Below are 13,142 nucleotides of genomic sequence, written 5' to 3'. Positions count from 1 at the left end.
CAGCTAACGATAACAAATTATTTTGTCTGTTGTCCGTGCTCACTCAAGTCTTTTTGAAATTACTCCTCTCTGAAGGCGCGATTCATGCTTTCTGTAATTGGCTTTATTAGGTAGCTCAATGGCGTTCGTGGCTCAGATAAAATAAGCACTTCGGCATTCATGCCTGAGGTTAAACGATGTTTTGTCACATCTTCCGGTGAAATTGCAATTCTAGCGAGATAAAAATCTTCTTGGTTTTCTTGCGAGAGCTTATCGGCAGAAATCGTCAGCACAGTACCGTCTAAAGGTGCCAACGTCCGTGCATTCAGAGCGGTCAGACGAACATGCGCTTGCTGGCCTGGATTCACTAAATCAATATCCTGAGGATTAACACGAGCCTCGACTAACAACTTATCGTCTTGCGGGACCAGTTCTAGTAACGTTTCACCCGAGCCAATCACACCTTTTTCGGTAAACACTTGCATGTTGACTACGCGACCAGAAATAGGTGCGTTGATCGTTGTTCTTGCGACAATATCTTGAGCGGAGCGATATTCTTCCCGAATTGCGACAATTTCCGTTTTGGTATTTCGTAGTTCCTCGACAATCTCATTCAGCCTTTCAAGCTTCAACTCTTCAATTTGCGCTAGGTTCTCATCTAACCTTTTTCTAACGGTGAGCGACTGCCTATCTAACTGGCTTAAGGTACTTCTCACCTCCGCTGCTAAGCGCTTGAGTTGAAGTAAAGTAGATTTTCCCGAGAAACCTTTTTGCACCAAGGCTTGGTTGCTGTCTATTTCTTCAGCAATAAAGTTGAGCCGTTCCGTCTCAATCACTTTGGTTTGCTGAAGGTTTTCAAGCTCTAAATTTGCTCCAGAAATACTCTGCTCAATGATACTCAGTTTACTATCAAAGAATCGCTTTCTCGCTTCAAAGATCTTGTTTTGAACCAGTTGTGCTTCTTGTACGATATCGACACGGGGAATGCTTTCAAGATCATCAGACCATACAATCGTTGGAAGCTCATCAAGCTCCGCACTTAAACGGTTTTCCTTTGCTAGAGTATGGATAAAACGACCACTTAACGAGTCCAACTTAGCCATAGCTTGACGCTTAGAAAGTTGAATTAATAACTGACCTTTTTCGACTAAATCCCCTTCCTGTACATATAGCTTTTCAATAATACCGCCTTCTAAATGCTGAATTTCTTGTCGCTTAGTGAGAACTGACAAATCACCATAAGCAATCGCTGCACTTTCTAATTTGGCTGTTGCAGCCCAGTAGCCAAGGCCTCCAAGAAAAACACTTAAGGTCACCACACCGAGTAAAATTGGTTTTCGAAAGTTTAGTCTCGCTTTGGGGCTAAAACGATATACGATCTCGGTAGAACTCTGATTAACGGTTGGCAGTTGATTGCTCATTTCTTACCCTTGGGATATCTGTTCTTTCTTCGCCCATCAAACGTTTTAATACTTCATCTTTAGCGCCGTATAACTTGACTCGGCCGTCAGCCAAATACAAGAGCCTATCCATTTGTCGTAACGTGCTCGGATTGTGAGCAATGACGATAATCGTTGTACTCTGTGCTTTTAAATGGGCAATCAAACGTTGATACGCAGCCTCTCCCTCACCATCGAGGTTGGCATTCGCTTCATCGAAAATCACAATAGAAGGGTCGCCATAAACGGCTCTTGCAAGAGCGATTCTCTGCCTTTCCCCCCCAGATAAACCACGGCCATTTTCACCAATAATGCAATCATAGCCTTTGTTTTTCTTGAGTATTAATTCATGACATCCTGCTAGTTGAGCCGCCTTGATGACTTTAGCGGGGTCTTCTTCTTTAAAGCGCGCGATGTTCTCTCGAATTGTGCCAGGAAATAACTCCACCTCTTGAGCGAGATACCCAAAATGCACGCCGCGATCTTCAGATGCCCATACGGAGACTTCCATTCCATCAAGAGTCACTTTACCCGCTAATGGCTTAACCGTACCTAATAACAGCCGAGCAAACGTCGATTTACCCGTACCAGAAGGGCCAATCACCCCAACAGCAACACCCGGAGGAATCGATAAGCTGAGCGATGAGAGCACTGGTTCGGTTGCTCCAGGATGGCGATAGGCCAGTCCGGTAAGCTCATAGTGTCCTTTTGGTTTAGGCAGTGGCATATCTGATTCATCTTGGCGCACGATCGCATCGATTTCTTTCAACCTTTTATAGGCGCCTTTAGCAGACATCGCGCTTCGCCACGTGCCTATCGCCTGCTCCATCGGCGATAATGCCCGACTCATTAATATGGAGCTCGCGATCATCGCCCCTGCCGTTATCTCATGTTGGATAACTAACCATGCACCACCTCCCAGTAAAAATATCTGTAATGAGCCACGCACAAACTTAGAAAAGTTAGCCATGTAGATAGACTTACCTGCAACTCGCTCTTCAAGCACATTCACTTCGCTCACGCGCGACTGCCACTTCTCTAAAAATGCATTCATCATCCCCATTGCGAGAATTGAATTGGAGTTTTGCGTGGCTAATTCTGCGTTGTTGATATGAGAAATCGCTCTGACTTCGCTCTCTTGCATTGTTTTACGCGTCATTAGCTCATTAAGTAGACCTAGGCTAAACAATACGATAGATCCAAGTAACGCGATGTGACCTAGTATCGGGTGCAATAAATACACAAATAAAATAAACAGCGGTGTCCAGGGCGCATCCAACAGTGGATAAGGTGCTTGACTGCTCAAAAAGCTTTTGATGTTCTGAATGTCTCTCAGAGTTTGCGAGGTATAACTCTTCCCAGTATGTGATTGATATTGAATCGTGCGCTTGAGCATGAAAGCGGAGAGTTTTGTGTCCATCCAATAACCAAAAGATTTACTCATTTGTGCTCGTGCAATGTCGATGATGGACATGGTTAACAGCGCGACAATTACGATGACAGTGAGCAAGAATAAAGTATCGGTTGAGTAGGAGGATATAACTCGGTTGTACACTTGAAGCATGTACAACGGAATCGAGAGAACCAATAAGTTGATAAAAAGGCTAAAAACGATCAGCAAGCCCGCAAGCGTGCATAGTTTTTGTTTCACTTCTTTGAAAACCGTTTTTTGCACGACTACTTCCGTTTAACGTGAAAATTGTAGGCGCCAGAAATACTAGCGCCTAGCTTAAGATAACCTCAAATCGCTCTAGAGTGTCCGATTAGTTCACCTCAGCATGGCAGAGCCACGCAAACTAATTCCCATCCAGAGTTATTTTCAGTCGTTTAGATTACGAACAGATCTGCACCATAGGTGTTGATGTCAGTTTCAGTCACGCCAATAAGTTTCACTGTTAGATCAGCCCCATCGGTAAACACTGCATTCCCAACTGCATCGTAGCTAAAGCTTAAATCACCAAAGTCAGTGACAGAGTCGCTAATGATGTGCAAAGAGTCTTCACCAATGGTGAAATCAACAACTTTGGCTTCGCCATGGCCACCAAACTTATCCGTGAACACAAACTTATCGCCATTGCTGCCGCCAACTAAAACGTTGTCACCAGAACCAGCAACAAGAATATCTTCACCGACACCACCATTTAATTTATTGTCACCCAACAAACCCAACAGCAAGTCATTACCGGTACCACCGCCGAGGTAGTCGTTTCCTGTACCAGCCCTAAGGATGTCATCTCCAGCACCACCAGTTAGGCGATCGTCGCCGTCGCCGCCGATCACATAATCATTACCGCCACCGCCAACAAACGAGTCATTACCACCAAAACCGATAAACAAATCATCGCCGCCATCGAAATCAGCAAATTGGTTATTTACACCTGCATCGCCTAAATACGTGTCATTGTCACTTGCGCTCATTTTTATTCCCTCTTAGCTTATTAATTGAATAGACCTTCTGTTCCACGTCTGACTAGATTCGTCACGACATGAGAAGTCTAATAGTCAACTGAATAGGAATAAGTTTGAATATGGGATGATATTTCAGACTGACATTTTAATAATAAATATAAAATTTAGTACTTTATAGAGTATTTTCTTTTTATTACAGCAAGTTAATACTAGTACTACAGGTTTCTCTTAGCCCAACTTGTAGCTTGCGTACGGTTCTTTACTTCTAACTTTCTAAAAATATTGTATAGATGTGATTTAATAGTATGCTCGCTGATAAATAAAGAATCAGCGATTTCCATATTTGAACCACCTTCTTTCAACATTTTTAAAACCTGAACTTCACGCCGAGTAAGCTCAACCTCAATAGCAGGTTCGATAATGCTATTTACTTCTCTGCCTCGATAATAATTTACTAGCTGATCAAGTAATCTTCGAGACAGCCAATTATCCCCTTTTATTATTGCTTTTAATCCCTGACAAACCTTGTCCATTGAATCTCCTGGACCAAATATACCTTTTACATGAGGCCAAGAAGCGAGTTCTTCTGTGTCTAAGTCATAACCTAGATTAAGCATTATGGTTCCTAGCACTTTATTACTATCTTTTAAATAAACTAAAGTTTCGGAAGGAATCTCAACTGAAAAATCAACAAGCAAAAAGTAGCGTTCCGGAATGAGTTCATGATAACTAGGGTTTTTAGTATCAATGATCGTTATTTTAGTTTCTGTATTTTTAGAAAGCATTTCCTTAAAGTTTTCACTCTGTAAACTTTGTTGAGTGAGCATTAGGATTTCAGGCTTTTCCATATACTGTTCCATAATGTTTCTCATACTTTCAGTGACTTAACATTCTTAAATTAGTAGTTAATCGTCAGCACTTAGTTTGATATGTAAGTGCTAGTTCACAGAGTAAAGTTATTTGCTACTTTTTTAAATTCTAAAGTTATTAAAAAGAGAACCAAAAAAAGTGTTTCTCATAAAAGAAACACTTTTAACACATTCAGGTCACAGAAATTATTAAGAGTTTACTAAATTAGGCAACCTAATATTGCAATAGCATTACACCGTTAACGAGTTGTCTGAAATATTTTCCTTTGCCCAAATAAGTGCTTGAACTCTATTTTTCACATCAATCTTCTTGAAAATATTATGTAAATGCGTTTTTACCGTATTCTCGCTGACAAATAATTGTTCGGCGATTTGTTGATTGGACGCCCCCATGGAAAGAAAGGTAATTATTTGTTGCTCTCGTTTGGTCAGAATAGCGGAAACATTCTTATTTATAGGTTTGCAATGTCGACGAAGGTAAGTAATGTACTGCTGAGAAAACTTACGGCTGAACCACATATCTCCTTGAAGCACCTTACCAATACCAACTTGCAACGTTTTTATATCATCAGAGGTATAGAAAATACCGGCCAAAGTACGCCAAGCAAAGAGGTCTTCTGTCGATATGGATTGCTCACAATTAATTAAGATTTCAAGCGTGTCTTTCTGCTTGGCCGCTTTAAACTCCGCATAACGGCGAAAAATTTCATCCGTGATCACGCTGCAATCAACAATAATGGCTGATGCAAGAGATTCATGTAACACTCCGTGAATCAGATTATCTGGCGTGATTAGAGCAACACTAATACCGAGTTTGGTCTCCAATACATCTTTCAACAGAGATGACTGTAGACTTCCCTCCGTGATTAAAATAACGTTTCTTTTTTTTTGCTGCTCCATCCTGATCGCATTCCCTTGGTCGTTTTTATTGAAATACGCAATAGATTTAGATAGAGCGGTAGTATTGTCAAGTATGAAAATCACTAGTACTAATTAATAACTCATTGAAGTGTCAATAATTTTTAAGTGGCAAGTATATGAGAGGTATTAGCATTTTTCAGACATTAAAAAAGGGAGTATAAACTCCCTTTTTGTGTTTGAGCAGGTGATTTAATCACGCACGTTAGAGGCAAAACACCACCTAACTTAGTGGATTGGAACTGCGTTTTTTTGGTTAAACTTACCAAAGTGTTGTTCTAACACTTCTGGCGTCAGCTTACCTTCCGCTTCCAGCTTTTTCAGCTCAGCGACGATCGCTTTTTGCTCTTCTAGCGACGGCAGTTTTACTTCTGGCTCCTGAGCGGTTTCTTGAGAAATTTGCTCTAGTTCTTTTTCGAAGTCATTCATAGTACTTACCTAAAATTAATGATTGAACTTTTAAACTTCGCCTATTCTATCCAACTCTATAACTTGAAGCTACCAACCATCTTGTCTAAACGAGAAGAGAGCGCTTGAAGATCGCGACTTGCATCCGCCAACTCTTCTGCTGTCGCGGTTGTCATTTCATTTATCGCGTTGATTTCTTCGATATTTTGATTAATGGTATGCACCACCGTGGATTGCTCTTCCGTCGCCGTTGCAACTTGTGTATTACGATCAGAGATGTCGGTGATTCGTTCAGAAATACTGATTAATACCTCGACTGCTTCATCGGTAGAAGTAACCCCTTCTATGGTGACCGCTTTGCCCGCTTCCATAGCATTTACCGCGTCTTGTGCGTCACTTTGAAGCTGATTGATCATGCGCTGAATCTCTTCTGTAGAATCAGCCGTGCGTGAAGCTAGGTTTCTTACCTCATCAGCAACAACCGCAAAACCACGTCCCTGCTCACCAGCACGAGCAGCTTCAATTGCAGCGTTTAGCGCAAGTAAATTCGTTTGCTCAGAGATGTCACGAATTACACCCAGAATCGAGCCAATATCTTTGGTTGTCGATGCCAACTGCGTAACAACAATATTGGTTGTTTCAACATCATCGGCTAGGCGGCTGATCACCTCTTTTGCTTTCATCACAACTTCTCGACCAGTTTGAGTGTTATCTGAAGCCTGATTTGCCGTATCAGCAGCGGTAGCAGCGTTCGATGCAATTTCACTGATGGTCGCACCCATTTGGTTGATAGCTGCAACTACTTGAATGGTTTGATCACGCTGCTCTTGGCTGTTGTCGTGTGTGGATGTTGCTTTCGTTGACACACTTTCTGCCGCTTGACTTAATGAGCCACTGGTTAAAGCAACCTCTTTAATCGTGGCATGAATCTTCTCAATAAATCCATTAAAGCCTTTTGAAAGCTGAGCAATTTCATCATTACCCTTAATTTCAATACGCTGCGCCAAATCGCCTTCACCTTGCCCAAGGTCGGTAAAACGATCGGCAATCAGTCGGATTGGTTTCGTAATGCTGTTTGCTAACCATACGCCCATGAGGATGAATACAACGGCAACAATGATGGTCGTAAACAGCATTTTTTTAGCTGTCGCATTCAGGTCTGCGAATACTTCATCAACGGGAACCACGCCAATAACAAACCAGTTCATTGAAGGAACATACAAACTAGAAACAAAAGTATCCTGCCCTTCAAACTCCACATTAATTAGGTTGAAGCTATTTTTGTTCAACAGCGCACTTGCGTCACTACCAAATAGTTTAGTGATAGAAGTTTGGTTCTTACCTTGTTGGCGGTGTATTTGAATCTGGCCTTGTTCATTAGTGAGGAACACGTAACCCGTATCTTCAATTTTAAACCCATTGAGCAAAGTAACCATGTCTCCCATAGATTTAGAGAGACCTGACATTGATGTACCATTAAGATCTTGGAAATTGGCAAACATTTTCACTTCGCCATTTGCCTCTTGGAACACACTCACGGACGTTTCTTGACCAGACGACGTAAATCCAAAGAACCAAGCATCTTGCGTTCGGTTAAGTTGACGTAAGAATCCGTTTTGATTCCAGTAATATGCCGTTTGACGATTCGCTACCGACGCATCATTAAGACCATACTGTGATTTAACGTTATTGAGCTGCTGAACCAACTGAACTTCTACTGACGGATCACGGTCTGTATTAGATAGGGCTTCAACAATAAATTCGTTTGTAGCCAGCTGTTTTGCCGCTTGTTGCATTTCGACAACTTCGCGGTCAATTTCGGTATTGATTTGCTGCAACATCGCAGGTAGCTCGATGTCAATAAGACGATGGCTCAATACATCTCTCGCATGACGCTGAGCCATAACACCAACAATGATTGTTGATGCTAGAACAGCAAACGTAATGCCAAGTACAACCTTCTGTTTGATGCTCAAGGAATGAAGTTTCAACATATTCGGACCTTTTAAAAGAATCACTTGTTATTGGCCCCACAAGGGGAATCAGGTGCATATCTCATGACACGCACACCACGGAATCTTTATCGGCTCATATGTACAAAACTAGAGGCATTTCTCATTATATTATGAAAAATAAATGTAACACACTGTCAAATAAGCACTTTCAGAGATAGCACGTACTTGCAATTCTCTGTAGCGTCCCAATATTGAAAAGATAAATTGCAATAGAGCGTTGGAACTTTTTTCACATGGAAAATGACCAATACTCAACACGAAAATCATATGGATACCGAGAGTCCAAAGCATGCATAAATCTAACTTCGAAACTCTTCAGCAATACTTAGAGTCGCAGATCATCGGACAGCAAGATCTGGTAAAGCAACTGCTTGTTGCGCTTCTTGCGGATGGGCATATTTTAGTTGAAGGCCCTCCTGGGTTAGCAAAAACCCGTGCAGTAAAATCACTCTCAGACTGTGTTGAAGGCGACTTCCACCGCATTCAGTTCACCCCTGATTTGCTGCCAGCCGATTTAACCGGCACCGATATCTTCCGTCCCGAAACCGGAGAATTCACTTTCCAATCAGGTCCTATCTTCAACTCGCTTATTCTTGCGGATGAGATAAACCGTGCACCAGCCAAAGTACAAGCGGCAATGCTTGAAGCAATGGCAGAGAAACAAGTCACAGCAGGTCGTCATACCTACCCGCTGCCAGAGTTGTTTTTGGTTATGGCAACTCAAAACCCGATAGAGCAAGAAGGGACCTACCCCCTTCCTGAAGCGCAGCTAGACCGCTTTTTATTGCATTTAGAAGTGGAATACCCAGATGCGGAGCATGAGCTATCTATCTTGCGTATTAACCGCGGAGAAGCAAAAGGCGAAGCAAAGGTTGAACGCCCAATGTTAAGCCAACAAGATATATTCACCGCACGTAAAGAAGTGTTGGATATTCATATGGCAGAAACGATAGAGCAGTACATCGTCCGTTTAGTTATGGCGACACGTCAAGCCAACAAATATGACACTGAGTTGGACAAATGGTTGTCAATGGGTGTGAGTCCGCGTGCTACCATCGCTCTTGATCGCTGTGCACGTGCGCACGCTTGGCTTGCTGGTCGTGATTTTGTCTCTCCGGAAGATGTTCAAACCATGGCTTATCCGGTACTGCGCCACCGTTTATTATTGAGTTACCACGCTCAAGCTGAAGGCATTACGGCAAACCAGGTCATCGATAAACTGCTAAACCTTGTTGGCAGTGCATAAACGAGTGAGTGATATGTCCGCTACACATTCATTACCACCTCATGCGAATGGGGTGACATTAACCCTTGAAGAGCTGCTCCAATATCGCACTCAATCTGTACGTTGGTTACCACCAGCACAGAGTCTCTGGTCGCAGATGAGTGGTAACCATACCAGTCGCCAAAAAGGGCGAGGTATGGATTTTATGGAGGTGCGCCAATATCAACCTGGCGACGATATTCGCAGCATTGATTGGCGAGTCACCGCTAGGACCGGTAAAGCACATACGAAGTTGTTTGCAGAAGATAAAGAGCAAGCGGTCATTCTTTATCTTGATCTAAGTTCTAGTCTACATTTTGGATCTAAGTATGTACTCAAATCCGTTCAATTGGCCCACTTTGCCAGTGTTCTAATTTGGCTAACTCTAGCTAAAAAAGATCGCATCGGCGCAGTGATTGATGACGGACATCAATGTCTTGAATTTCGCCCCTCTTCTTTACAAAGACAAGGGCTGCGGATTCTTAACGCCATAGTCGACATACATAATGCGCAAGTAACTCGTACTGCAAGCAACGACACTCGTACACTGCCGTATGCACAAGTATTGGAGACACTTCATACGCTCACCCCAAAAGGCAGCGAATTGATTATGCTCAGTGATTTTGCCCACGTAATACCAACGGAACTGGCACAACTACGTCGACTCAAACAACACAATAGCGTAAGGGCTGTTCAGTTTTATGATCCATTAGAAAGAGGCGAAACAGACTTTAGAGGTCAAGTGAAAGCTTCGGATGGGCTGCATAGTCAATGGTTTAACTTTGGCTCTAAAGGACAACGAAGAGAACTCGAAAGCCATTTTACCCAACATCAAGAAACCATTAAGCAGCAATGCCATTCAATAGCAATTCCATTTAACACGCTATCAAGTGGCTGGCCCTTAATTTCACAATTAAGCTAACAAACTGACAAGCAGTATTTATTAAGCAGTAATAATAATGACAACAAACAACCAAAGCCTAGACCTTGAACCTTTGATTTTGCCAAACGCACCGGATTGGTTTCCGCTCGCTTGGGGATGGTGGGTGGTGCTTGCAGCCACCTTGCTCTTCGTTTTCGGCATTTGTCTTTATGTGAGATGGCGTAAAAAACACTTACGCGCAAAAAAGACAGCATTAACACTTTTAACTCAACCTACCGCGCCTCATACCCCCTCTTCTGCTCTGGAAATATTGCGCCAGGCAGCATTGAGTTACTTTCCGCGTGAAGAGATCGCACCATTAACCGGAATCGCTTGGTATGAATTTCTCGATAGCCATACCAAAGAGACTCGATTCGTAGACAAACAACATCAGTGGCAAGAAGCGTTGTATCAGAATTCTTCCCAAGGGCAGCATCAAAGCTTGGTAGACGATTGTGTCTTTTGGATAACCTACGCTTTGCCACCAAAGAAAAAGGCAAATAACCGTGACTGAGCAAACACTCATAACCGACCTTGCCCAATGGCTAAACATTGAATTTGTCTGGTGGTGGGCACTGTTTTTGTTGCCCATCCCCTGGTTGGTATACAAGTTCCTGCCACAAGAATCTCAACAAGCCGAGATCAAATTGGCGTACTTACCAACTAATGAGAATAGCAGCAAACCTAAGCAAGCCCTGCAAAAAGCGCTTTCAATCGCGATCTGGGGCCTTCTTGTCGTCGCTTGTGCGCGTCCAGTTTGGTTTGGCGATCCCGTTGAATTCCAACCCAAATATCGGGACTTGATGTTAGTCGTCGATCTGTCCGGTTCGATGCAGCAGGAAGACATGGAACTCAACGGCGAATATATCGATCGCCTCACAGCAGTCAAAAAAGTTCTGTCTGATTTCGTAGCAAAGAGAAAAGGTGACCGTCTCGGAGTTGTTTTGTTTGGCGACCATGCTTATTTGCAAACACCACTCACTGCAGACCGAAAAAGCGTCATGCAACAGATTAATCAAACCGTCATCGGTTTGGTTGGTCAACGAACCGCCATTGGTGATGGTATTGGTTTAGGCACAAAAACCTTTGTAGACAGTGATGCTCCCCAACGAGTCATGATTTTGCTCAGTGACGGCAGCAATACTGCAGGGGTGCTCGAGCCGCTAGAAGCAGCGGAAATTGCGAAAAAATACAACGCCACTATTTACACCGTAGGCGTGGGCGCTGGTGAAATGATGGTGAAAGAGTTTTTCATGACTCGCAAAGTCAACACCGCAGCCGACTTAGATGAACAAACACTGACTAAAGTGGCAGAGGTGACAGGTGGACAATATTTTCGAGCGCGAGATACGGAAGAGCTCGAAAAGATTTATGACACAATCAACCAGCTAGAACCCGTATCTAGCGACACACAAACTTGGCGCCCACAGTCTGAATGGTTTCCATATCCATTAAGCGCTGCATTTGTATTATCGGTATTGTTATTCCTATTAAGGAGAAAACATGGCTGAGTTTATTTTCCTCAATCCTTATTGGCTTTTAGGGCTCATCGTGATCCCTATAGCACTCTTGCTTAATCACAAATTTAGAGCCCAAAAGTCCACACTGATTGCCCCTCACCTATCGCGGATGCTCGGACAAAACACGCAGTCTAAGCATTACTTCACTCTATGGGGTTTAGCTTGGGCAATAACTTGCATTTCATTAGCGGGGCCAAGCTGGCAGTCCAATGCTCGACCAAGCTTTGAGTTAAACCAAAACCGTATCTTGGTACTTGATATGTCTCGCTCTATGTTTGCTACAGACATCAAACCCAATCGGCTAGCACAAACACGTTATAAGGCGCTCGATTTGCTGCCAAAATGGAAAGAGGGAGCCACTGGACTTATTGCTTACGCTGGCGATGCCTATAACTTAAGTCCACTGACAACTGATTCCAGTACGCTTGCGGGCATTATCGAAAATTTGTCGCCAGAGCTGATGCCTTTTCAAGGGGCAAACCTGCCTGCCGCGATTGAACTTGCGATCAACCAGTTTTCTCAAGTCGGCACGCAACAAGGCGATATCATCGTGTTAGCGGATGATCTTGATACGTCAGAGCTGTCTCGCGCGTTAGATTTAGTCCAAGGTACAAAGTTTCGCATTTCTGTTCTTGCCGTCGGGACTCCTAACGGTGCGCCTATCGCGCTGCCCGATGGCTCTCTGCTAAAAACGGCACAAGACACAACCGTCGTAGCGAAAACAAACCTGAAAAACCTACAGACGCTAGCGAATAAAACTGGCGGTCTATTTGTTCCTATTCAGCACACCAACCGTGATGTTGAAAACATCGCGGCCTTTACCAATAACATTGGTAGCCAGCTTTCTGCGACCCAAAGCGAAGAAGTTAAAACTGATTCTCGTCTCAACAGTGGCTTTTGGTTACTGCCGTTGTTACTTCTTCCTGCGGCTTTACTGTTTCGACGCGGCCTGATTTGGATGGTAGTTGCGACTGTAGTCCCAGTAACGTGGACACCGCATGCAGAAGCTAATCCGTTCTTAAATGCCGACCAACAAGGAGCGGAACTCTACAAGCAAGGTGAGTATGAACAGGCGCAAAACCTATTTACAAACCCAAGCTGGAAAGGAGCCGCCAGTTATCAAAAAGGTGACTACGAAGCCGCTATCGAAGCATTTTCTCATGATGCCTCCCTTAACGGCCGCTATAACCTCGCCAACTCGCTCGCTCAAAATGGTCAATTAGAAGATGCGGCTGATTTGTATAAAAAGCTGCTAGAGGAAAAGCCTAACTTTGAAGCCGCGAAGAAAAACCTATCGGTTGTAGAAGAAAAGCTAAAACAGCAACAGCAACAGCAACAGCAACAGCAACAGCAACAGCAACAGCAACAGCAACAGCAACAGCAACAGCAACAGCAACAG

12 protein-coding genes are annotated in these 13,142 nt (G+C 43.4%); 5 read left to right on the top strand and 7 right to left on the bottom strand.

Going from position 1 to position 13,142, the window contains the following annotated elements:
• Positions 1 to 59: 59 nt before the first annotated feature.
• The 7 genes from R7E00_RS16975 to R7E00_RS16945 form a co-directional block, all read right to left on the bottom strand.
• Positions 60 to 1,400: an HlyD family type I secretion periplasmic adaptor subunit gene (locus R7E00_RS16975; RefSeq protein WP_005375170.1), complete on the bottom strand. Its 1,341-nt coding sequence runs from the start codon at positions 1,398 to 1,400 to the stop codon at positions 60 to 62.
• Positions 1,375 to 3,093 carry a type I secretion system permease/ATPase gene (locus tag R7E00_RS16970; RefSeq protein ID WP_042521608.1) on the bottom strand — a complete coding sequence of 573 codons (1,719 nt, stop codon included), beginning with the start codon at positions 3,091 to 3,093 and terminating at the stop codon, positions 1,375 to 1,377. The genes R7E00_RS16975 and R7E00_RS16970 overlap by 26 nt, the downstream gene beginning before the upstream one ends.
• A gap of 152 nt (positions 3,094 to 3,245) precedes the next feature.
• Entirely contained in the window at positions 3,246 to 3,836 is a 591-nt protein-coding gene (locus R7E00_RS16965; protein WP_005375168.1) for a calcium-binding protein, read from the bottom strand.
• Positions 3,837 to 4,042: 206 nt separating this feature from the next.
• On the bottom strand, positions 4,043 to 4,699 hold the full coding sequence (locus R7E00_RS16960; protein WP_031777174.1) for a LuxR C-terminal-related transcriptional regulator: 657 nt from the start codon (positions 4,697 to 4,699) through the stop codon (positions 4,043 to 4,045).
• A gap of 228 nt (positions 4,700 to 4,927) precedes the next feature.
• A complete protein-coding gene (locus tag R7E00_RS16955; RefSeq protein WP_021707603.1) occupies positions 4,928 to 5,596 on the bottom strand; it encodes a LuxR C-terminal-related transcriptional regulator in 669 nt (222 codons plus the stop codon).
• Positions 5,597 to 5,842: 246 nt separating this feature from the next.
• Positions 5,843 to 6,043 (bottom strand): restriction endonuclease subunit S, encoded by a 201-nt coding sequence (locus R7E00_RS16950; RefSeq protein WP_005375165.1) that lies wholly within the window; start codon positions 6,041 to 6,043, stop codon positions 5,843 to 5,845.
• A gap of 56 nt (positions 6,044 to 6,099) precedes the next feature.
• Positions 6,100 to 8,016 (bottom strand): methyl-accepting chemotaxis protein, encoded by a 1,917-nt coding sequence (locus tag R7E00_RS16945; RefSeq protein ID WP_213907570.1) that lies wholly within the window; start codon positions 8,014 to 8,016, stop codon positions 6,100 to 6,102.
• 310 nt (positions 8,017 to 8,326) lie between these two features.
• Between R7E00_RS16945 and R7E00_RS16940 the strand changes: the two genes are divergently transcribed.
• The 5 genes from R7E00_RS16940 to R7E00_RS16920 all read left to right on the top strand — a co-directional run.
• Positions 8,327 to 9,283 carry an AAA family ATPase gene (locus R7E00_RS16940; RefSeq protein WP_017635415.1) on the top strand — a complete coding sequence of 319 codons (957 nt, stop codon included), beginning with the start codon at positions 8,327 to 8,329 and terminating at the stop codon, positions 9,281 to 9,283.
• Between the two features lie 13 nt (positions 9,284 to 9,296).
• Positions 9,297 to 10,223 (top strand): DUF58 domain-containing protein, encoded by a 927-nt coding sequence (locus R7E00_RS16935; RefSeq protein ID WP_017821861.1) that lies wholly within the window; start codon positions 9,297 to 9,299, stop codon positions 10,221 to 10,223.
• A gap of 37 nt (positions 10,224 to 10,260) precedes the next feature.
• A complete protein-coding gene (locus R7E00_RS16930; protein ID WP_085569364.1) occupies positions 10,261 to 10,737 on the top strand; it encodes a DUF4381 domain-containing protein in 477 nt (158 codons plus the stop codon).
• On the top strand, positions 10,730 to 11,734 hold the full coding sequence (locus tag R7E00_RS16925) for a vWA domain-containing protein (RefSeq protein WP_025768550.1): 1,005 nt from the start codon (positions 10,730 to 10,732) through the stop codon (positions 11,732 to 11,734). Before R7E00_RS16930 ends, R7E00_RS16925 begins: the two co-directional genes overlap by 8 nt.
• On the top strand, positions 11,727 to 13,142 hold a 1,416-nt coding region (locus tag R7E00_RS16920; protein ID WP_318124451.1), incomplete at its 3' end, for a vWA domain-containing protein. The genes R7E00_RS16925 and R7E00_RS16920, both read left to right, overlap by 8 nt.

Source organism: Vibrio sp. Vb1755, assembly GCF_033338635.1.
GTDB lineage: Bacteria > Pseudomonadota > Gammaproteobacteria > Enterobacterales > Vibrionaceae > Vibrio > Vibrio alginolyticus.
Note: the sequence above shows the minus strand (reverse complement) of the source record. Positions and strands in the feature narration are given on the sequence as shown.